Source organism: Morganella psychrotolerans (assembly GCF_001676155.1).
Taxonomy (GTDB): Bacteria; Pseudomonadota; Gammaproteobacteria; order Enterobacterales; family Enterobacteriaceae; genus Morganella; species Morganella psychrotolerans.
This window is the reverse complement of the sequence record NZ_LZEW01000032.1, coordinates 143277-165725: the sequence shown is the minus strand read 5'-3', so window position 1 is coordinate 165725 and position 22449 is coordinate 143277. Positions and strand designations below refer to the sequence as shown.

The window sequence follows — 22449 nt, the reverse complement described above, 5'->3', positions numbered from 1 at the left end:
ACAGAATTTGCCTGGCGGCACTAGCGCGGTGGTCCCACCTGACCCCATGCCGAACTCAGAAGTGAAACGCCGTAGCGCCGATGGTAGTGTGGGGTCTCCCCATGTGAGAGTAGGGAACCGCCAGGTTATTATTTAAGCCAAGAAGCCACCCTTTGGGTGGCTTTTTTGCGTTTGGGCGAAAAAGTAATCAACAATCAGCCTGACTGTAATAAATTCACTGAATAAACAACACTACCGCTATTTTTTACCTGCCTGATATCCCCCGGTTATCCTCCTCCTGACCTGATGCAGTAAACCCCGATACTATCCATGAATGAAACAACGGTTTCTATTTTGCGCCGCTGGCGGTAAATTAAATGTCCATAATAAAAACCGTATAGTGCTGCATTCCCGGTTGTATCACCGAGATGAGCAACGCAGAGGAAATAACTGTATACCCCGCCGGATGTATGGGAATGGAAGTAAGGCTAGCTGCTCCATTTCCGGGGCCACACATGATAAATACACTGTATGTGATAGTGTTTTTCCGGAAAGGGTATTGCTTTCGTCCCGGGGGCGTATTTATTCGGACTCTGAAAGTCTGCCCTTCATCTATTTCTTTATGATTTATATAGTTATACCCGCGGTATATGCACTGTATCCTCCCGCTCAAAAGTGATTTTCCTAACGCCCTTTTTTTTTAATACGAATATTTACTGAATAACCTCTGTGCTTGTCTGATCTTTTAAATGGTCTGATATGTGGGAAACTGATAAATTATATACTGTCTTCTTCTACACATTTCCTTGTAGTCTTCTGAACCGGTATTTTATCGTACGGACTCTGTTATATTGATAACTCACAAATCAATGCTATGTACGGGCTGTAACCGTGCGAAAAATTGTAAAATGTCGGCACAATATCGCATAGATCACTGGCAGTGACGTCCACTGTAATCCTCTGTTAAATATATAATAAAACTATGCCTGAAAGTATATTGATCAATCACTAAGAATAAGTGTATATATTATTAATGTTAATTTTCGGATAATTATAATTTTATTAAGATGGTGCAGGTGAGATATCACTATATGCATCTTTGTATTATATTGGTACATGATTATTCTTCATGATAAAGATGCGGGTTAAATATTTTGTTGTATATTGTAAATATATGGAATTTTATGGATATTAGAATGCGCCATATAATGATCTATCTTTTTAAGAATAGAGTAAATAATGAATTTTATATTAATTTTTAATTTTTTTATATTATACGCGATTAGTAAAAATATATTATTTATATGATTAATATCGCTGTGTTTAAGTTATATATTTGCAGGTTATGAAAACCACATCATCATTAATAATTGTTATATTATGTTTGTGTATTTTTGACGGAAAATTATGATTTTTATCATGATGAATTACCAAATATCCCGTTTGACCTGATAGCCATGTCTGGTGGAATTTTGTTCTAATTTTTGTTTGTTAGCAGGAAATAACTTATAGAATATGGAATAACATAATGATGAAAAGAACAGTACTGGCAACCGCTATTTGTAGTGGATTAACATTGAATACAGCATCAGCTGCCATAACATATGTATATGATAAAGTTATTGAAAATGATACTGTTTATGATAATCAGGTTGGTATTAATCCTAATCAGAACCCGAATGCTCCCATAGATAATGGTGCTCAGGATATCCGGAAAGGCGGGAAATCAGTTAACAGCTGGGTTTTTGATCGAGGAACAGTGACTGTTTTCAATGGTGGTATCCTTGATAAAGCCAAAGTGGGTGCACCAAGAACAGCTGATGAGTTGAATAATACCAGCAGACAAAATTTATATTTGCCATCATCCTATGACGGGCAGGTTGATATCACGGATGGTGGTCTGGTAACCGATTCTCAGATTATGGGTAAAGGAAACATTAATGTACACGAAGGCGGAACAGCCAATAATACCTCAGTCAATCAAATGGGGGTCTTACGGTTTAATGTCGGTGGGAAAAGTACAGGTGCACTGAATGTCGGACAACAAGCTTTTGTTATCATCGATAATGATAACTTTTACGATTCCGATGATAATACATTAATTGAAAAAATGAATCTCTCCGGTAATCTTTATATTCAGGATATGTCGACGGAAAGAAACAATGATTTATTTGGTTTTGAGTGGGAAGGCCGTGATGTTGAGGTTGATGCTGCCAGTGATTTCCAGGTTGCCAATATTGATAATCTTAACCTTAATAATGGTTCAGTTAGCTTAAAGCCTAAAATAGATAATAAAAATGTAATTTTTAACCAATTAGTTGTCAAGGATCTCAGTGGTCAGGGGGCATTTTCATTTCATTCGCAAATTGCCGATGATGTTAGTGATAAACTGGTTGTGACAAATAATGCAACCGGTGATTTTAAAGTCAATGTCTATGATACCGGTAAAGATATTGTTGATCCTGATGAGACAGTCGAGCTAATTGAAATTAATAAAGGGGATGCTGAATTCAAACTGGCCGGAAATACTGGTGTAGTCGATCTGGGACTTTATAAATACCGTTTAATCAAAGGTGTAAAAAGTAACGGAAAATCAACCTGGTATTTAGCTACTAAGGCCGACCATATACCATATCCGGATATCGACCCGGATGGTGAGACACAGGCCGAACCTGAAATAGATAAAGACGATAAATATGTTCAGGAAATTGATACTGAAACCGGTAAAGATGTCAGTCATGATACCGGCACTCCAGCTCTCCGGGACTCTTTGTCCAATAGTGCGTTGGCGGGGTTGAGTATGGCCTCTGTAAATCGTCACATTTTACATAGTGAAAATTTATTCGGTCCGTCACGTCGTCATATCACAGATACACAGTCAGATAAAAAATACGGAATGTGGATGAATTACCGCTATGATAAATCAAAATTCAGCGATAATCGCGGTGTTGCATTTAAAAATAGCATGAATCTCGTGGAAATAGGATATGACAAATTAAATCAGGCTCGTTTTGGTGAAATTGCATTTGGTTTATTTACCAGTACCGGAAAAACAAAAACGACATTTGATTATGTTACCGGGCAGGGAAATACGGATAGCTTTGCTATCGGCGGATATACCCACTGGCAATATCAGGATTGGTATGTTGATGGCATGCTGAAAGGTTCGCATTTTAAAAATAGTCTGCATACACAAAGCAGTGGCGGCGGAGCAGTTAATGGTTCTTTTAAACAGAATGCGCTGACTGTTAGTTCTGAAACCGGAAAAAAATTACAGATTACGCCTGAGGTATCATTAACACCTTATGGGCGGATGAGTTACAGCCGGTTTAGTCAGGCAAAATACCCGTTATCCAACGGTATGGATATTCATGAGTTTAACAGTGATAGCGCTGTCGGTGAGGTAGGTTCACGGTTGACTATGGATACTCATATTAATGATATAAAGGTTAAACCGTTTATTAATGTAGGTGTCTCCCGTGAATTTGTTAAAAACAATAAAGTGGCACTGAATAATAAAGTATTTTCTAATGGTAACGAGTCTGTAACCGGGAAATATCAGATGGGGGCAACGGTTGCTTTAACGCCGGATACAATGCTTTCCGCAAGTCTGGGTTATAGCCATGGTGACAAAATGGAATCACCTGTCAGCGCATATATCGGATTAAAAGTCAGTTTTTGATTTTTTATTCGTATGCTAAATTTTGCCATACCGTTTTTGGTATGGCTTTTTTGGTTATTGCATCAGTGAAGAATTTTTTCCTGCCGTGGACGGGCTGAATCCGGCACACCAAATATTTTGTCAAATGCCCAATTGAAGAAAAAGGTATAGATCGGAATAAAAATAATTAATGCGAAATCCAGTAAGAATGCCTGTAATAAACTGACGGATAACCACCACGCAATTAACGGAATAAGAAATACCACGAGTGTCAGCTGAAATAATACAGCGTGTACCAGCCTGCGGCGCAATGTCCGCGTACGCGATATCTGACGTGATTCCCAATATTCAAACAGGCTGTTAAAAATAAAATTCCAGCTCACTGCGATAGTGGTAATAACCAGTGCCAGCGGGCCGGTAACACCTGCTGAATTACCGGAGAGCAGCGCCAGTCCCAGAGATGAAATTATCCAGCCAATCACTTCATAGGCGGCAATAAAGACCATTTTCCGTTTTAAACCCTGCATACTTTTTGTGTCCTGTTTCTTTTGCTGTGTGAACCGGGAAGCAAATTAAATCAATAGAGATGATAAATAAAGTCAGCTACTATCAGTTTTTCTGACAGAGGGAGGGCGTATGCCTTTTACCAGTGATAATTTACAGCTCTTTCTTACCGTGCTTGAGAAGGGATCGTTTTCAGCGGCAGCACGGGCATTGCACCGGGTGCCTTCTGCGGTCAGTATGGCTATCGGTAATCTGGAAGCTGAGCTGGGATTTGCGCTATTTGACCGGGATGGCAGGGCGCCGGTGCCGACAGAAAATGCGGTCGCACTCGCACCTTATGCAAAAGAAATTACAGATAAACTTCATCAGTTGAATGTGTTTACCCGCGAACTGACGCAGGGAGTGGAGAGCACGCTCGCCATTGGTGTGGCAACGGATGTGAACCCGCAGTGTTTGTTTGCGGCACTGCAAATACTTAATCAGCGCTACCCTCTGATGAAAACAGAGCTTCTCTCTGCTCCGCAGGATGATATTTTGCCTTTGTTGCATCAGGGGCGTATTCAGCTGGCATTGGTGTTTGGCGGATTATATGTGGATCCGCGCGAGCAGTTCCACTGTATCGGTCATGAATCTCTTGTGGCAACAATTTCAGCCTCTCATCCGTCGCTTTCTTTACAGCCATCTGTTTATATTGAAGATTTGGTGCAAACCCGGCAGGTTATTATTGCCAGTCATCATCATACTCTCAGTGATATCAGAACTCAGGTTGCGACAAAAACCTGGCAGACAGATAACTTTGCGATGGCGCTCGGGTTGGTAAAGGCAGGGATCGGTTGGGGTAATTTGCCTGAATCGTTGATTCAGACAGAACTGGCGGCAGGCACACTGCGGGTGCTGTCATTCCGCAATACCCGTAACGGGCTGGTGCTTCCGGTACATATTGTCAGCCTGAAAGGGGACGTGCTTAAACGCGGTGCACAAGATTGCATCGGGTTGCTGACGGAAAGCCATGTGTGTCCGGGAAATTAGTTGCTATGATAATAAGATAAATCAGCCCACAGGAGCACATATGTTTGAAATCCGTGATTTACAGGTGATTCAGGGTGGTAAAACATTATGGGAGAGCCTCTCTTTCCGGCTGAATGCAGGTGAGCGTTTTGGTATTTCAGCGCCGAGTGGTTTCGGAAAAACGACGCTGGGGCGGATACTCGCGCAGTGGCAAAAACCACACTCCGGTGAATTGTTGCTTGACGGAAAGCCGGTCCCGACGTCCGGCTATTGTCCTGTTCAACTGGTGCCGCAACATCCGGAGAAGTGCTTTAATCCTTACCGCACCACCGGCGCCGGGCTGTATGATGCATGGAAACCGGATGCACAATGGCTGGACAAACTGTGTATTGAGCCGGAGTGGCTCTTGCGCCGCCCGAATGAATTATCCGGCGGTGAGCTGGCGCGTATTGCGCTATTGCGTGCGTTAGATCCGCGTACCCGGTTTTTGGTTGCAGATGAAGTGACCGCGCAGTTGGATGCACATATTCAGGCACAGATCTGGCAGGTTCTGATAGATGAATCACAGCGACGTCCGCTTGGGTTGGTTGTGTTCAGCCACAATAAAGCGCTGCTTGAGAAAGTGTGTACCTCTCTGTGGATTGTCAGTGAATCGCCCCGTCCGCCGGTAACCCGCGATCCCGCACCGGATGCTTTCATTACAGGGGATATCCGGGGATAAATGGAAGTTAGTACTCACCAACTATCTGTCCCCGTCAGAGCAGGGTATTTTCTCTCAGGCGGTGGACAGGATGATCCGATGACTCGCCTTAATGATACTGATATCTGGTTCCGTTCTTATTCTTATATTGTGCCGCCCGATACCCTGAGTCAGTACAAAATTTCCCCTGATATCCCGCCGATTGATACCACGGCTTTCATACTCGTCGCAAAGAATTGCTGTTCCTGCCCCGCGTACGATTATTTTGGCTCTTATTGGTAGTCTCCGGAGGGGGGGAGCCGCCTGAGTGGCTGGTTCGCAGGTTTGCAAGCACTGACAAACTTCCGGCTTACAAACCCTGACTGACACCAAGAGGTCACAATAGTGTCACGTTAATGTCATCTGAGCAGCCTAAGCTTCCCTGCGTTGATAACCGACGACTTTATTTAATGACAAGGATCCTGCTGATGCTTCATGCGATGATTAAAACACGGGTTGCTGTTGCCGTTCTGGCTCTGTTAACAGGTTCTGCACTGCCGGCAGTTGCGGCAGGAAATTCAGATACCATTGTGGCGCAGGATCGCGCTGCCAAGGGAAATATTACGGAGTTTGGTGGTGCTCGCCGCCTGACATCCGATCAGACTGACGCATTGAAAGCGGCTATCGGTCAGACCAAAGCAAAAAATGTGATTTTGTTTATCGGTGACGGTATGGGGGATTCTGAAATTACAGTTGCCCGTAACTATGCCGAAGGCGCGGGTGGTGTGTTTAAAGGGATTGATGCCCTGCCGCTGACCGGGCAGTACACCACGTACGCGCTGGATAAAAAAACACAGAAACCTAATTATGTTACAGATTCAGCCGCATCAGCAACCGCCTGGGCGTCCGGTGTCAAAACCTATAATGGTGCGCTGGGTATTGATGTTTATGGCAAACCTCACACCACTATTCTCGAACTGGCAAAGAAAAACGGCAAAGCGACCGGCAACGTCACAACCTCTGAAATTCAGGATGCCACACCTGCTGCACTCATCTCTCATATCAGCCAGCGTAAATGCTATGGTCCGGAAGAAACAGCGGAACGCTGCACGCCGGAAGCACTGGAAAACGGCGGATTGGGATCAATTAGTGAACAGTTACTGAATGCCCGTGCCGATGTTACGCTGGGTGGTGGTGCGAAAAGTTTCGGTCAAACCGCCAAAGCAGGTGAGTATTCAGGAAAAACCCTGGAAGAACAGGCGGTTATTCGTGGATATCACATCGTGAAAGACGCGAAATCCCTGGCGGAAGTAAAAGCAGCAAATCAGGATAAACCGGTACTGGGATTATTCAGTGACGGCAATATGACCGTTGCCTGGGAAGGTCCGAAAGCCTCTTATCGCGGGAATCTGGATAAGGCGGTTGTTGAGTGTAAACCAAACTCAAAACTGGATCCGAATGCCCCGACACTCGCTCAGATGACAGAAAAAGCAATCAATCTGCTGGAAAGCCATGAGAACGGCTTCTTCTTACAGGTTGAGAGTGCGTCAATCGATAAACAGGATCATGCGGCAAATGCCTGTGGTCAGATTGGTGAGACTGTTGCGCTGGATGAAGCCGTACAAATTGGTATGGAATATGCGAAGAAGCACGGTGATACATTGGTGATTGTGACCGCTGACCATGCGCATTCCAGCCAGATTATTGAAGCCGATGTAGTATCACCCGGCCTGACTCAGGCGCTGATGACGAAAGACGGCAGTGTGATGGCAGTGAACTACGGCAACTCAGAATCAGATTCGCAGGAGCATACCGGCTCGCAGCTGCGTATAGCAGCATTTGGACCGGGGGCGGCGAATGTGGTCGGTTTAACGGATCAGACTGATTTATTTTTCACCATGCGTGAAGCAATGGAACTGAAGTAACTGTATACCCTTATTCATTCAAACTACAGGTTCGTTGGCCGCATCCTGAATGACGTTGGGTATATATAACCTGATATTCACAATTTTCTGCTCTGATTTTTTTTATATTGATTGTTTTGCTGATTTCAGCAGTGGCTGCCACCGGTACTATGTGCCGGTGGCTTTTTTGTTATTGTTTGTAACACGATGATTTTTGAAATATATTTTGCATAAGATATACTATTCTGATGTCCCGGCTCCGGGGCGGTACTCTTTATTCCGTAAAACCCTGTGTTTTATGCGATTTTTTCTGATAGCGGCGGCGTGTTTTTTGTCATTATCACATGGTGACTTTGCCATCGTGTGATATACCGTTTATCTGATCGTTATAACGGGAACACTATGCTGACATTACTCCATCTTCTTTCATCAGTGGCTTTGCTGGTCTGGGGAACGCACATTGTGCGCACCGGGATCATGCGGGTTTTCGGCGCGGATTTACGGCGGCTGCTGGAAAAAAGTATCCGGAAAACATCGCGGGCATTTCTCGCCGGACTGGGGGTAACAGCTCTGGTTCAGAGCAGTAATGCCACGGCGCTGCTGGTTATCTCTTTTGTGGCGCAGGGCATGATCGCACTGCCGCCCGCACTGGTGATTATGTTGGGGGCAGATGTTGGTACTGCACTGATGGCGCGGGTACTGACGTTTGATCTCTCCTGGCTGTCTCCGCTGCTGATCCTCGCAGGTGTCAGTACGTTTCTCAGCCAGAAAAAAAGCCGTACCGGGCAACTGGGGCGCGTGGGAATAGGGCTGGGGCTGATTATTCTTGCCCTGCAACTGATTGTTTCCTCAGCAGAACCTATCACACAGGCGTCAGCGGTTCAGGCAATTTTTATCTCTCTCAGCGGTGACGCTGTTTTGGCACTGCTGGTGGGCGCACTGTTTGCGATGGTAAGTTATTCCAGCCTTGCCGCCGTGCTGTTAACTGCCACACTGAGCGCTACCGGGCTGGTGCCGCTGCATATCAGTCTGGCGATAGTCATAGGCTCAAACCTCGGCAGCGGGTTTCTTGCTATGCTGAGCAGCCGCGGACAGAATGCGGTTGCCCGCCAGGTGGTGCTTGGCAGTATGCTGTTCAAGCTTATTGGTTGTGCCCTGGTGCTGCCGTGGATACAGCCTTTGTCAGTCCGGATAGCGCAGTACAATTTACCGGCGGCAGAAGTGGTGATTTATTTCCACGTTGTCTATAACTTTGTCCGCTGTGTCCTGATGCTGGCACTGGTTAAACCAATGGCCCGGTTCTGTCGGCTGTTAATAGCAGAACCGCCGGTGGATACGCAGAGTATCGCTCCGCGTTATCTGGATCAGAGCGCGCTGGACACTCCCTCACTTGCGCTGGCGAATTCAGTGCGGGAAACGCTGCGGCTGGGTGATGTTATTGAGCAGATGTTGCAGCGCTTTGACAGTCAGTTGTCGGGAAAAAGTGAACAAAAACGGCTGATTAATCAGTTGGAAGATGAAGCTGAGCTGCTGCACAGCAGTATAAAATTGTATCTGGCTCAATTACAGCAGGCTGATTTGGGAGAGAGTGATTCCCGCCGCTGGGCCGAAGTCATTGATACGGCAATGAGTTTACAGCAGTCTTCATCGATTATTGCGCGTATGGCACACGATGTTGCGAACCAGACTGCCGATCCGCAGCGGATTTTCTCGAAGGATGGTTACGGTGAGCTGACCACCATGATGTCGCGGCTGCAAAATAACCTCAATCTGGCCATGTCAGTGTTTGTGTCCGGGGATGTGGATAACGCGCGACGCCTGCGCCGGGCAAAACACCGCTTCCGTTTGCTGAATCAGCGCTACTCATTTGCGCATGTGGAGCGCCTGCATGTCAACAATATGCAGAGTATGAGCAGCAGCCGTTTACATATCGGATTGCTGGGGGATATGAAGCGTCTGAACTCTCTGTTTTGCTCAGTGGCGTATCATGTGCTGGAAGGTGTTGCCGATACAAGAAGCGAGACAGCAAATGATGATACGTCTCATGAGACAGCCGGAACACCCTGAAATTCAGATAATAATGTCTGTTTAATTTATAGACATACAGTTTATATACCCAACGTCATTCAAGGTGCATGCAGCCAACGAACCTGCAATTTGAATGAATAAGGGTATAGGCATATGATTTATAGGTATATAATTATATGCCTTTTTTGCGTTTTAAGACTGAAAAGGCTTGCAACATCCGGCAGGTTATTTATGATAACGGGAATTGTTCTCATTTACGTTATCGTGAAGGGTGGGTGTCATGCAAATCAAAAACTCGCTTTCATCATTTTTCTGGCAGCACATTACCGGTGTCGGTGGCGTGATGCTGGCACTGGTGCCGGTCTTGCTGTTTCTGTCGCCGGGACATGAAGAGGACGCAGCACGTATTGCGTTGGTGGTCGTCATGTTGCTGACAATGCCGATGTTATATAATCGCGTATTGCGTCATTTCCTGCTGATACCGGCAGGAATTGCATTTGTTCTGGGAAGTCTGCTCTGGTTTGAGCATCTGAGGATATAGCCGGGGGAGATAACAAAATTGAATCAGAGTACGCGGGGCGCGTAATGAATGTGTGATAACAGTGGTGCGAAGGGGGGGACTTGAACCCCCACGTCCGTAAGAACACTAACACCTGAAGCTAGCGCGTCTACCAATTCCGCCACCCTCGCAGTACTGTCATTCACTATGCTGTCGTTTGTTGTTCAAGCCATCCTGATTGGTGCGAAGAGGGGGACTTGAACCCCCACGTCCGTAAGAACACTAACACCTGAAGCTAGCGCGTCTACCAATTCCGCCATCCTCGCAAACCAGAACTATCTTGTACCGATAGCATGGAGGCGGATTTTAGCGGTTTTATCCGCGCCGTCAATATTTTTTTGCTGAACCTGAAGACTTCGCGTAATTATTAGGCATTTGTCGCAATATAGACTTTGAATTTTCCGGTTTGCGCCAGAACATGATGCTGACCAAACGTGCTGTCCAGCAGTGCCGGGTACGGTAAAAAAGCATTTGCCACGATACAGATTTTCCCGCCACGGTTTAAGCGCGCTTTAGCGCCGGTAATCAGCTGCTGTGCTGCATTGTAACTGGTATTCAACCCGTCATGGAACGGCGGATTAGAGACTATCCAGTCATATTTTCCGCTGAGGTCAGAATAGACATTACTGGCAATAACGTCACCTTCCAATTGGTTACGGGTGAGCGTTTCACGGCTTGCGGCGAGAGCGGCGGCAGACACATCACTGAGTGTCAGTACCAGACCCGGGTTACGTTTTGCCAGTACAGCGGCAATAACGCCACTGCCGCAGGCGATATCAAGCAATTTTCCGCTCAGCGGACGGGTCAGCGCGTTTGTCAGCAGCGCACTGCCGTTATCAAAATTATCCTGGCTGAATACGCCCGGCAGTGTGGCAATGTTTGCATCACCGACCTGATATTCTTTCAGCCAGTCAGTCAGCGTAAACTGAGCTGCAGTTGTCAGTTCGCCATAATAAAGACCACAACGACGCGCGCTGTCTACTTTATGCAGGGGGACAAATGCTTCAGTCATTTTTTCAGCACTGCGCACACCACTGCGGTTTTCCCCGACAATAAACACATGGCTGCCGACCGGCAGACAGGAGAAAATTTGTGTCAGCTGAAATAAGGCTTCCTGCTTGCTCTTTGGCCAGAAATAGATCAGGGTATCGCAGCGTGCCGCTGCTTCAGGGCTGACAGTCAGTTCAAACGCGCTGTTATCACCAAGTTGCGGGTGCATCGCCTGCCACTGATGATATTGTGTGGTACTGGCATACACTGATTTTGCAGTAAGCTGAGCTGCAATAAGATCCTGAATGTCCCCGGCAAGCAGGACATGGCTCTCGGTAAATTCTTCTGCGTGGCGTAAAATAACTTCACTGGCCGGGGTAAGCATGGACATCCGTTAACTCCTGTAAATCATGATTTGACAGCATTGGCGCATGCAGCGCGCTTTGCTAATATACGGTCGTTTGGTCTTTCAGGGATACATTATGACGCGACGAGACAGAATGCTGGCTCAGATGGGGATAACCCAATGGACGCTGCGGCAACCACAGCGCCTGAAAGGGGAGCTGTCAGTACAGATCCCGGCTTCGGCACGCCTGCTGATCATAACCGATGAGCAGACAGATCTCACCTGTGATTTATTCAGCGATATATTTCGTTGTCTGAATATCACGGCAGATGATGTTTATTGCATCGCGCCTGAGAATATACAGAGCATTCCGGAACAGACATCCTGCCTGTGCTGGTTACCGGGCGTTGATGCAGACTTGCCGGATACGTTTCCTTTATTACACACTCCGTCTCTTGCAAATCTGTATCAGGATGTGCAGGCGAAACGCGGGTTATGGACACAAATTTATCAATATGATCAAAATATTACCGCTGCTTCCTGATGATTTCGATGCGGCGTTCCGCATTGAACAGGCGGCACATAGCTATCCCTGGAGTGAAAGTACGTTCAAAAGCAATCAGGGCGAACGTTACCACAATCTCAGGCTGGAAGCTGATGGTGAACTGGCGGGATTTGCCGTTAACCAGACGGTTCTTGATGAAGCCACGCTGTTTAATATCGCGGTAGCACCTGAGCATCAGGGGAAAGGCTATGGTCGTCAGTTGCTGATGAAAGTGATTGAGGATTTGACAGAAAAAGGCATTGTCACTCTCTGGCTTGAGGTCAGAGCGTCAAACAGTCCGGCGATTGCACTGTATGAATCTCTGGGTTTCAATGAAGTATCAGTGCGGAAAAATTATTACCCGGCGAAGCAAGGCAAAGAGGATGCCCTGATTATGGCGCTTTTTCTTGATATCGGGATGTAATACGGTAATAAGTCAGATAAATCGGCGGTTTTTCATCCCTTTCAGCAATTTTTTTGCGTGTTACCGTGATGAGATACATTCATCACGGGTGCGCCTCACCATGTTTATTCATAAAATTATTACACCGATGTTTATCAAACGCTTTCAGTGCGTTGGTTCTGAGTGTCTTTCTCATTGCTGTCAGGATTGGCTTATCACTATTGATAAAAAAACCTATAAAAAATATCACAGCTCTGAAAGTATTGAAATTAAACAGATTTCACAAGATCATGTGATTAAATCTGAGAACGGCGACGATTATGCGTTTATCCGTCTGACAGACGAAAAAAAAATGCCCGTTCCTGACCGAAAAACGGTTGTGCAATATTTACAGCAAACTGGGTCCGTCTGCGATGAGTCGCACCTGCCGCGTTTATCCGCGCAGTGAGGTTAAATATCAGAATGCAACCTTTAAGCGGCTGTCCCTCTCCTGCCCGGAAGTGGTACGGCAACTGCTGTTTTCTGCCGATGCAATGCAACTGACGGAAGAAGATCAGTATCTGAAAGAAGCCACGCAGGATGACGCGCTGACAGATCCGCAATATCTGATGTACCTCTGGTGCCTGAATCTGGTTCAGGTGCAGTCATCTGAATTTGAAGATAATCTCTATGCGGTCATGCAGCTACTGATCTTTATCGACAAACTGGATTATGAGATTGAAGCCAATTTTGATCGTATTCAGGGCGTGTATGAATTTTTACTCTCGGCTATTGAAAACGGGGACTTGATGGCAGAGCGCAGAGCGTTGCCGCACCCTGTCACTTTTCAGGTCGCCGTTCTGGGTGTTTACGGCAAATTTATTCCGCAGTTGTCCCGCAGCGGTACTCTTTTGCTTTCGACCTATGTTAATACGCTAAATAAGCTGGAACTGGATGAAAATCAGACGGCTGAGCGTACTGAAGCGAATATGGCACGGCTTCTGACCGGATGGAAAACCCTGATGCAGGACTCCTGTCTGAGTGAACCTCACACGTTGCGCAATCTTTTTTTCTTATCTGTTGTATCACAGTCAGTTTCCTCATGTGGCAAATTTCAGCGAAAAAGTCGCGGGTGAAAAAAATGCACTGTCGCACTTCAGTTTGCTGGTAATGGATTACTTTTATCTGCGTACAAACCTGTCGGCTCTGGTGGCAACAGAAAAATGTACGGTAGCGGAAACGGATGTGCAATTACTGGTGAGTGCCTATTTTTCATTGAAAATGCATATGAAAGGCATTAATACGGATTTACTGGCTCTGATGGAAACGTGTCAGATGAGTGATGCACTGGCGTGTATCTGCTTGCTGGATGGCTGAGCTTGTCGCCTGCGTGTATCCCGAATTATTCAGAGTATAAAGCGGCAATCAGAAGCTTTTGTTGTCTCAGGGGGCAAACCGGGCGAAAATAAGTACCATAATGAGAAATCAGAGGTGAAAACCAGTGTGTTTTTACCTCACAGCCCCAGAAGAACAATCTGATGTCGAATAATACGATTTTACAGGAAGTGTCCAGGCGCCGCACCTTTGCGATTATTTCGCACCCCGATGCCGGTAAAACAACCATTACCGAAAAAGTCCTGCTGTTCGGACACGCTATCCAGAGAGCCGGTACAGTCAAAGGCCGCGGCTCTAATCAGCATGCAAAATCTGACTGGATGGAAATGGAAAAACAGCGCGGTATTTCCATCACCACGTCAGTGATGCAATTTCCGTATCAGGATGCGCTGGTAAACCTGCTGGACACCCCGGGACACGAAGACTTCTCCGAAGATACGTACCGCACACTGACCGCGGTAGACTGCTGTCTGATGGTGATTGATGCGGCAAAAGGGGTCGAAGACCGCACCCGTAAACTGATGGAAGTTACGCGTCTGCGTGATACGCCGATCCTGACGTTTATGAACAAGCTTGACCGTGAAATCCGTGACCCGATGGAGTTACTGGATGAAGTGGAGAATGAGCTGAAAATAGCCTGTTCACCCATCACCTGGCCGATTGGCTGCGGTAAGCAGTTTAAAGGGGTTTATCACCTGTACCGCGACGAAACCTATCTGTATCAGAGCGGGCTGGGGCACACTATCCAGGACGTCCGTATCGTTAAAGGACTTAACTCTCCGGAACTGGATGCCGCCGTCGGTGAAGACTTTGCAGGTCAGTTGCGCGATGAGCTGGAACTGGTACAGGGTGCATCAAATGAATTTGATGAAGAACTGTTCCTTGCCGGTGAACTGACGCCGGTCTTTTTTGGTACGGCACTGGGTAACTTTGGTGTCGATCACATGCTGGATGGTCTGGTGTCATGGGCGCCGACGCCAATGCCGCGTCAGACTGATGTCCGCGAAGTGATTGCACAGGAAGATAAATTTACCGGGTTTGTGTTTAAAATCCAGGCGAATATGGATCCGAAGCACCGCGACCGTGTTGCATTCCTGCGTATCGTTTCCGGTATCTACGAGAAAGGCATGAAACTGCATCAGGTGCGTCTGAAGAAAGACGTGGTGATCGCAGATGCGCTGACGTTTATGGCCGGTGACCGTGCGCATGTGGAAACGGCTTTCCCGGGCGACATCATCGGGCTGCATAACCACGGAACCATTCAGATCGGGGATACATTCACCCAGGGTGAAATCCTCAAATTCACCGGTATTCCGAACTTCGCTCCGGAACTGTTCCGCCGCATCCGTCTGCGTGATCCGCTGAAACAGAAACAGCTTCTGAAAGGGCTGGTTCAGTTATCTGAAGAGGGTGCAGTTCAGGTCTTCCGTCCGCTGACAAATAACGATCTTATCGTTGGTGCGGTGGGTGTGCTTCAGTTTGATGTCGTGGTATCGCGCCTCAAAAGCGAGTACAACGTGGAAGCCATTTATGAGGCGGTCAATGTCTCAACGGCGCGCTGGGTTGAATGTAATGATGTGAAGAAACTGGAAGAATTCAAACGCAAGAATGAGCTGCATCTGGCGCTTGATGGCGGTGATAACCTCTCTTATATTGCCCCGACTATGGTAAACCTGAATCTCACCCGGGAACGTTATCCGGATGTGAGTTTCCATAAAACCCGCGAACACTGATAAACGCGCCTCCGGGCGCGTTTTTTTTATATCTCAGTACTCCGGATATCACATTTTTATCGAATACGGACATTCATTATTCGTGTTATTGTGAAGTCATTATTGTGAAAAGGAGAGCGACATGAAAACGCGTCTGAATATGAAATCACTGAGTATCCTGCTGGTCAGCGGCGCATTATTCAGTACTTATGCCACAGCAGATGACTCTCTGACCCAAAAAGCCGGACAGACATGGAACAATGCATCTCAGTCCGTTGAATCCTTTGGTAAAAAGGCAGAGCAAAAACTCGACAGTACGGTTAAAGATGCCTCTCTGCTGGTGGATGACAGCACTATTACAGCAAAAATCCGCGGGCAGTTATTAAATGCATCCGGTATTGACAGTAATGATATTGCAGTGAAAACCATCAACGGGACTGTTTATCTTTCCGGTTTCGTGACGACAGACGCACAACGTGTACAGATTATTGATATTGCAAGAAATGTACCGGGTGTCCGTGCTGTTGAAGTCAGTATCGGCCAGTATAAATAACGCTCTGTCTGATTTTAGCTGACGACGATTATGGGAACCTATATTCCGGTTACACCGGGAAAAATTGCACCGCTGGCGTGGTTACCAGATCCGCTGCTGGCGACCGGGAAACTGGCGCTGGTTTGTGAAGGCGGCGGTCAGCGCGGTATTTTTACCGCCGGTGTGCTGGACGAATTTCTGAAAGCCGGGTTTAATCCGTTTGATCTGCTGCTGGGCACGTCTGCCGGGGCACAGAATCTTTCTGCTTATATTTGCGGACAGCGAGGTTACGCCCGTCACGTTATTACCCGTTACACCACAGATAAGCAATTCTTTAATCCGCTGCGGTTTATCCGTGGCGGACATCTGATCGACCTCGACTGGCTGATTTCCGCCACATCCGATGAGAGCCCTCTTGATATCACTCATGCGTTGCAACGTTTTGAGCAGGGGCAGGAATTTTATATGTGCGCCAGCCGGGCAGATAATCTGGATGCAACCTATTTCAGTCCTCTTGAGGCCGACTGGCTGGATATCATCAAAGCCTCCAGTGCTATTCCGGGATTTTACCGCGAGGGCGTAGAGATTAACGGTGTCACTTATCATGATGGCGGGATCAGTGATGCGGTTCCGGTTATTGAGGCGTGGCGGCGCGGTGCGACCCGTATTGTGGTGATCCGGACAGTGCCGTCACAGCTCTATTACACCCCTGAATGGGTGAAACGGATGGAGCGCTGGCTGGAAAAAAGTAATCTGAAGCACATGGTGGCGATGATGAAACAGCATGCGATCAGCTATTACCGGACACAAAAATTTATTGAATCACCGCCTGATGGCGTTGAAATTGTTGAAATATATCCGCGTTCACCACTGGCAAGCAGCGCCCTGGGCAGCCGGGTGAGTACACTGATGCAGGATTACCGGCTGGGACGGCGCAGCGGACGCTATTTCCTCGCGACCCTCGGGGAGCGCTGGGCATCACATCAGCCGGCGCACACATCAGTACTGCGGGTTCCGGTTGCATCCAATGATAATGACGTTTTGTTGCCGGAAACGGACGGTTCCGCTGCCATCTTGCATTCGCCGCATGAATTATTGGATTAAGAGGCCGCAATGTTATTTATTGATACACATTGCCATTTTGACTTCCCTTTTTTCACGGATGATTTACCCCGCCATAAAGCCAATGCGGCACAGGCCGGACTGACAGATATCATTATTCCGTCAGTCAGTCACTGGAATGTTGAAACGGTCACCACACTGTGCCGGACATCCGGGGACGAGCTTCCCCGTCTGCACGCCGCGCTGGGGCTGCATCCGCTCTATATTGCCGAACACACGCAGGCACATCTGGAGCAGCTTGAAACCCTGATAACGCAGGCTGGCACAGAATGTGTTGCTGTTGGTGAGATAGGTCTGGATCGGTATATGGCGTCACCGCAGTGGGAAAAGCAGCTTGAGTTTTTTATTGCGCAATTACAGTTAGCTGTGCGCGCAGATCGCCCTGTGATACTCCATTCACGTAAAACCCATGACACACTTGCCGGCATTTTAAGACGCCATCCGGTACCCCGGCGGGGCGTGGTTCATGGTTTTTCCGGCAGTTTTGCCCAGGCTGAAGCATTTGTAAAGCTGGGGTATTATATTGGTGTGGGCGGGACGATAACATACGAACGTGCACAAAAAACCCGTAAAGCCATCGCACAGCTTCCGTTGTCCTCGTTACTGCTGGAAACGGATGCGCCTGATATGCCGCTCAGTGGATTTCAGGGTGAACCAAACCGCCCGGAACGGATTGTCAGCACTTTTCAGGTACTTTGTTCACTGCGGACAGAGTCACCGGATGAGATTGCTGCTCAGATTTATCATAACAGCCGCAGGCTTTTTTCTTTGTAACTCTCTATTTCGGACTGCTGAATCAATTTTACCGGTATTTTATTCTGCCCGGTTACACCTGTTATGTGTCAAAATACACAAAATAACGGATATGTGTGAGCAGGTATTATTTCACCTCCTTTTTTTGATTAAATTTCCGGCAATTATTTACCTCTCCGGGCTATTTTCAGATAAAAACAGTTGAATAATGTGATTGTCATCATATTTTTGTATTTTTTGTTACTTTTTTCAGTCGTTATTTGTGACGTATGTTGGTTGTTCGCCGGAGTGACCGGGTATAATCAGCGCCACACGGCCTTATTTTTTGAACTGCATGCAAAATCAGGCTATTAATCTACACTATCGTGAACAGGGATACTTCCATGCAACTCCTCATGAGTCTGGTCGGGATGGCAGCGCTGATTTTTATCGCAGTACTGTTTTCCAGTGATCGCCGGGCAATTAAACTCCGTACTGTCGTTGGTGCATTTATTATTCAGGTGCTGATCGGGGCATTAGTCCTTTATGTTCCGATGGGCCGGAAAATTCTTCTCGGCATGTCTGACGGTGTTGCCAGTGTTATCGGCTACGGGCAGAAAGGGATGGATTTCATTTTCGGTGGTCTGGTTTCACCTAAAATGTTTGAGGTGTTCGGTGGTGGCGGGTTTGTTTTCGCACTGCGTGTTCTGCCGGTTATTGTCTTCTTCTCTTCTCTGATCGCGGTGTTGTACTACCTCGGTATCATGCAGCTTGTTATTAAAGTTCTCGGTGGCGGCTTACAGAAAATTCTGGGCACTTCCCGGACTGAATCCATGTCTGCAACAGCCAATATCTTTGTCGGACAGACAGAAGCGCCGCTGGTGGTTCGTCCGTATATTGCCGGTATGACCAACTCTGAACTGTTTGCGGTAATGTGTGGTGGTCTGGCATCCGTCGCCGGTTCTGTTCTGGCAGGTTACGCACAGATGGGCGTACCGCTTGAGTATCTGATTGCCGCTTCCTTTATGGCAGCTCCCGGCGGATTATTATTTGCCAAGCTGATAGTGCCGGAAACGGAAGGATACGACGACAAAGCGGAAGCTATTCTGGAATCTGAAGAAGAGCGCCCTGCAAATATCATTGATGCAGCGGCAAGTGGTGCATCTGCCGGTATGCAGTTAGCCCTGAACGTGGGTGCGATGTTGCTGGCCTTTATTGCCCTGATTGCGTTACTGAACGGGATCCTCAGTGGTGTCGGCGGCTGGTTTGACTATCCGCAACTGTCACTGGAGTTAATCCTGGGCTGGTTGTTCTCGCCAATCGCATTCCTCATCGGTGTGCCGTGGAGCGAAGCAATGACCGCCGGTTCCTTCATCGGTCAGAAAGTGGTGGTGAATGAGTTCGTTGCCTTTATGAACTTCGGTGAATATATGAAGCCGGATGCACAGGTGATCGCCGCAGGTCTGCAACCATTGTCAGATCACACCAAAGCAATTATCTCCTTTGCCTTGTGTGGTTTCGCAAACCTTTCTTCCGTGGCTATCCTGCTGGGTGGTCTGGGCGGTATGGCGCCGACGCGCCGTAAAGATGTGGCCCGTTTAGGTATGAAAGCCGTGATGGCAGGGACACTCTCTAACCTAATGAGTGCAACCATTGCCGGTTTCTTCCTCGCGCTGTAATTGATTTATCCGCACAGGTGATGTTTATTCACCTGTGCTTTATACCCTTATTCATTCAAACTTTCCGCACACTGATTCAGTGTACTTGCCTTTCTGTCTCTCCCTGTTTACCCGTCACCTGCGCTATACTGTTCAACGAATATGCACGGCTGTTTTGTGTATATCGCCCTATTGGTGTGATTTTTATCACATAATTATATGTATTGATGTAAATGCTGTTATGTAAACGTGATGAAAGGCACGTATTATAGCGCCAAGACATGCTCCAATAAGGCATGGATACCATGTAATGGATTCGGTGACCGTCTTATAACCGTCACCTGTATTACAGCGCGGTGAGAAGGATCTCAGCGTTACCGTTATCGCAAGAGAGGCAACGTCTTCACGGAACCAAGTCCCGCTCGCCAACACATTTTGCATCATTCAGACATTGTGTCTGTCCGCAAACGGAACAGACCGGTACCGTTGGAGAGTTTTATGACCGATTTAACCGCTGCAGCGCAGCATGCGCTGTCCTTAATGGATTTAACCACCCTGAATGACGACGATACTGATGCGAAAGTAACCGCACTGTGTCATCAGGCGAAAAGCCCGGCAGGACAGACTGCGGCTGTTTGTATTTATCCCCGCTTTATTCCGCTGGCGCGTAAAGTTCTGCGTGAGCAGGGCACACCGGAAGTCCGTATCGCAACAGTGACTAACTTTCCGCACGGCAATGATGATATTGATATTGCTCTGGCTGAAACCAATGCTGCTATTGCTTACGGCGCAGATGATGTGGATGTCGTGTTCCCGTACCGCGCACTGATGGCAGGCAACACTCAGGTCGGTTTTGATCTGGTGAAAGCTTGTAAAGACGCATGTGCAAAACATCCCGGCGTACTGCTGAAAGTGATTATCGAAAGTGGCGAGCTTAAAGATCCGGCGTTAATTCGTCAGGCATCTGAAATCTCAATCAAAGCCGGTGCCGACTTCATTAAAACCTCCACAGGTAAAGTGCCGGTTAATGCCACACCTGAAACCGCAGAAATCATGATGACCGTGATCCGCGATATGGGTGTCGGTAAAACCGTTGGTTTCAAACCTGCCGGAGGTGTGCGTACTGCTGAAGAAGCGGCGCAATATCTGGCAATGGCTGATCGCATTATGGGTAAAGGCTGGACAGACTCCCGCCATTTCCGTTTTGGCGCATCCAGCCTGTTAGCCAGCCTGCTCAATGCACTGGGCTACGCTGACGCCAAATCTGACAGCAAGTATTAATCACTCTTACCGGACAGCATTTGCTGTCCGTTTTTTTGATTAACGTCCGGCGGTGAACCGCCGGTACGTATCCGGTATTAAGGAGATAACTGTGTTTCTGGCTCAGGAAATTATTCGTAAAAAACGGGATGGACACCCACTGTCAGATGAAGAAATTCGTTTCTTTATCAACGGGGTCCGCGATAATTCCGTCTCGGAAGGACAAATTGCTGCGCTGGCAATGACCATTTATTTCCATGATATGAACCCGCAGGAGCGTGTTTCTCTGACGCTGGCGATGCGGGACTCCGGCTCTGTTCTGGATTGGAAAAGCCTTGATTTACCGGGTCCGGTTGTGGATAAACACTCCACAGGCGGTGTCGGGGATGTGACTTCCCTGATGTTAGGTCCGATGGTTGCTGCCTGTGGCGGATTCATTCCGATGATCTCCGGTCGCGGACTGGGTCATACCGGGGGCACCCTCGATAAACTGGAAGCGATTCCGGGATTTGATATTTTTCCCGATGATGAAACCTTTCGTCGTATCATTAAAGAAACCGGTGTTGCTATTATCGGTCAGACAAATTCATTAGCACCGGCAGATAAACGTTTTTATGCCACCCGCGATATTACGGCGACAGTTGACTCCATTGCGCTTATCACCGCCTCGATCCTCGGCAAGAAATTAGCTGAAGGTCTGGATGCATTGGTGATGGATGTGAAAGTCGGCTCCGGTGCATTTATGCCGACATACGAATTATCAGAGCAGTTGGCACAGGCGATCGCTCAGGTCGCTAATGGTGCGGGCTGCCGGACAACGGCACTACTGACGGATATGAACCAGGTGCTGGCATCCAGTGCGGGAAATGCGGTTGAAGTGCGTGAAGCGGTCCGTTTCCTGACCGGCGAATACCGAAATCCGCGTCTTTATGAAGTGACTATGGCGCTGTGTGCTGAGATGCTGGTTTCCGGCGGATTAGCAGACGATCGCACACACGCGGAAGAAAAATTACAGCGCGTACTGGATAATGGTAAGGCTGCGGAAGTCTTTGCCCGGATGGTGGCAGCGCAGCGCGGCCCGTCTGATTTCATTGAGCGTTATTCGCACTATTTGCCATCGGCAGTCCTCAGTAAACCGGTCTATGCTGAAACAGAAGGTGTTGTGACCGCTATGGATACCCGCGCACTGGGAATGGCGGTGGTATCATTAGGCGGCGGACGGCGAAAAGCCAGTGATCCGATTGATTACAGTGTCGGGTTAAGCGACATTGCGGCAATAAATACCGTTGCGGATGGTCAGACACCACTGGCAATGATCCATGCAAACAGTGAAAGAGAGTGGCATGAAGCGGCTCAGACCGTACGTCAGGCCATTACACTCAGTGAGCATCCGGTCGCGGACACCCCGCTGATTTACCGCAGAATCAGCGGATAGAACGATTTTGTTATTCACG

At 47.6% G+C, this 22449-nt stretch carries 20 protein-coding genes, 2 tRNA genes and 1 rRNA gene; 19 read left to right on the top strand and 4 right to left on the bottom strand.

The window, feature by feature from the left end; genetic code table 11:
- The first annotated feature begins 10 nt into the window (after window positions 1–10).
- A 5S ribosomal RNA gene (gene rrf, locus AYY16_RS17615) occupies window positions 11–126 on the top strand.
- Window positions 127–1507: 1381 nt separating this feature from the next.
- The gene (locus AYY16_RS17610; RefSeq protein ID WP_067369632.1) at window positions 1508–3661 is read left to right on the top strand and encodes an autotransporter outer membrane beta-barrel domain-containing protein; all 2154 of its coding nucleotides are present in this window, start codon (window positions 1508–1510) and stop codon (window positions 3659–3661) included.
- Between the two features lie 62 nt (window positions 3662–3723).
- Here AYY16_RS17610 and AYY16_RS17605 read toward each other — a convergent pair whose 3' ends face one another.
- Window positions 3724–4167, bottom strand: a complete 444-nt coding sequence (locus tag AYY16_RS17605) for a PACE efflux transporter (protein ID WP_067369629.1) — start codon at window positions 4165–4167, stop codon at window positions 3724–3726.
- A 109-nt stretch (window positions 4168–4276) separates the two neighbouring features.
- Here AYY16_RS17605 and AYY16_RS17600 point away from each other — a divergent pair, with 109 nt between their 5' ends.
- From AYY16_RS17600 to AYY16_RS17575, 5 genes are all read left to right on the top strand, one after another.
- Window positions 4277–5173, top strand: coding sequence for a LysR family transcriptional regulator (locus AYY16_RS17600; RefSeq protein ID WP_067369626.1), 897 nt, complete (start codon window positions 4277–4279; stop codon window positions 5171–5173).
- Between the two features lie 40 nt (window positions 5174–5213).
- The gene (locus AYY16_RS17595; RefSeq protein ID WP_067369623.1) at window positions 5214–5873 is read left to right on the top strand and encodes an ATP-binding cassette domain-containing protein; all 660 of its coding nucleotides are present in this window, start codon (window positions 5214–5216) and stop codon (window positions 5871–5873) included.
- Window positions 5874–6319: 446 nt separating this feature from the next.
- Window positions 6320–7756: an alkaline phosphatase gene (gene phoA, locus AYY16_RS17585; protein ID WP_067369617.1), complete on the top strand. Its 1437-nt coding sequence runs from the start codon at window positions 6320–6322 to the stop codon at window positions 7754–7756.
- A gap of 381 nt (window positions 7757–8137) precedes the next feature.
- The gene (locus tag AYY16_RS17580; RefSeq protein ID WP_067369615.1) at window positions 8138–9802 is read left to right on the top strand and encodes a Na/Pi cotransporter family protein; all 1665 of its coding nucleotides are present in this window, start codon (window positions 8138–8140) and stop codon (window positions 9800–9802) included.
- Between the two features lie 241 nt (window positions 9803–10043).
- A complete protein-coding gene (locus tag AYY16_RS17575) occupies window positions 10044–10304 on the top strand; it encodes a DUF1435 family protein (protein ID WP_067369612.1) in 261 nt (86 codons plus the stop codon).
- A 62-nt stretch (window positions 10305–10366) separates the two neighbouring features.
- Here the strand turns inward: AYY16_RS17575 and AYY16_RS17570 are convergent.
- From AYY16_RS17570 to rsmC, 3 genes are all read right to left on the bottom strand, one after another.
- Window positions 10367–10453: transfer RNA gene (locus AYY16_RS17570), tRNA-Leu, on the bottom strand.
- A gap of 48 nt (window positions 10454–10501) precedes the next feature.
- A tRNA-Leu gene (locus AYY16_RS17565) sits at window positions 10502–10588 on the bottom strand.
- Window positions 10589–10689: 101 nt separating this feature from the next.
- Window positions 10690–11703, bottom strand: a complete 1014-nt coding sequence (rsmC, locus tag AYY16_RS17560) for a 16S rRNA (guanine(1207)-N(2))-methyltransferase RsmC (protein WP_067369609.1) — start codon at window positions 11701–11703, stop codon at window positions 10690–10692.
- Window positions 11704–11794: 91 nt separating this feature from the next.
- On the opposite strand from rsmC, the gene AYY16_RS17555 reads away from it, so the two are divergent.
- The 12 genes from AYY16_RS17555 to deoA all read left to right on the top strand — a co-directional run bounded on the left by AYY16_RS17555 (window position 11795) and on the right by deoA (window position 22430).
- The gene (locus tag AYY16_RS17555) at window positions 11795–12202 is read left to right on the top strand and encodes a DNA polymerase III subunit psi (RefSeq protein ID WP_067369608.1); all 408 of its coding nucleotides are present in this window, start codon (window positions 11795–11797) and stop codon (window positions 12200–12202) included.
- Window positions 12174–12626, top strand: coding sequence for a ribosomal protein S18-alanine N-acetyltransferase (gene rimI / locus AYY16_RS17550; RefSeq protein ID WP_067369605.1), 453 nt, complete (start codon window positions 12174–12176; stop codon window positions 12624–12626). The genes AYY16_RS17555 and rimI overlap by 29 nt, the downstream gene beginning before the upstream one ends.
- A gap of 100 nt (window positions 12627–12726) precedes the next feature.
- A complete protein-coding gene (locus tag AYY16_RS20655; protein WP_208020748.1) occupies window positions 12727–13053 on the top strand; it encodes a hypothetical protein in 327 nt (108 codons plus the stop codon).
- Complete coding sequence (gene fliB / locus AYY16_RS20650) at window positions 12983–13720, top strand: flagellin lysine-N-methylase (protein WP_208020747.1); 738 nt, start codon at window positions 12983–12985, stop codon at window positions 13718–13720. Before AYY16_RS20655 ends, fliB begins: the two co-directional genes overlap by 71 nt.
- Window positions 13689–13961, top strand: coding sequence for a hypothetical protein (locus AYY16_RS20645; protein WP_208020746.1), 273 nt, complete (start codon window positions 13689–13691; stop codon window positions 13959–13961). Before fliB ends, AYY16_RS20645 begins: the two co-directional genes overlap by 32 nt.
- A 161-nt stretch (window positions 13962–14122) precedes the next feature.
- Complete coding sequence (prfC, locus tag AYY16_RS17540; RefSeq protein ID WP_067369602.1) at window positions 14123–15712, top strand: peptide chain release factor 3; 1590 nt, start codon at window positions 14123–14125, stop codon at window positions 15710–15712.
- Window positions 15713–15833: 121 nt separating this feature from the next.
- Window positions 15834–16244, top strand: coding sequence for a BON domain-containing protein (locus AYY16_RS17535; RefSeq protein WP_067369599.1), 411 nt, complete (start codon window positions 15834–15836; stop codon window positions 16242–16244).
- 30 nt (window positions 16245–16274) lie between these two features.
- Window positions 16275–17327 carry a patatin-like phospholipase family protein gene (locus tag AYY16_RS17530; RefSeq protein WP_067369596.1) on the top strand — a complete coding sequence of 351 codons (1053 nt, stop codon included), beginning with the start codon at window positions 16275–16277 and terminating at the stop codon, window positions 17325–17327.
- Window positions 17328–17336: 9 nt separating this feature from the next.
- Window positions 17337–18119 (top strand): TatD family hydrolase, encoded by a 783-nt coding sequence (locus AYY16_RS17525; RefSeq protein WP_067369593.1) that lies wholly within the window; start codon window positions 17337–17339, stop codon window positions 18117–18119.
- Between the two features lie 374 nt (window positions 18120–18493).
- Window positions 18494–19756, top strand: a complete 1263-nt coding sequence (locus AYY16_RS17520; protein ID WP_190973113.1) for a NupC/NupG family nucleoside CNT transporter — start codon at window positions 18494–18496, stop codon at window positions 19754–19756.
- A 477-nt stretch (window positions 19757–20233) separates the two neighbouring features.
- Window positions 20234–21016 (top strand): deoxyribose-phosphate aldolase, encoded by a 783-nt coding sequence (gene deoC / locus AYY16_RS17515; RefSeq protein ID WP_067369588.1) that lies wholly within the window; start codon window positions 20234–20236, stop codon window positions 21014–21016.
- 91 nt (window positions 21017–21107) lie between these two features.
- On the top strand, window positions 21108–22430 hold the full coding sequence (gene deoA / locus AYY16_RS17510; RefSeq protein WP_067369585.1) for a thymidine phosphorylase: 1323 nt from the start codon (window positions 21108–21110) through the stop codon (window positions 22428–22430).
- Window positions 22431–22449: the final 19 nt, after the last annotated feature.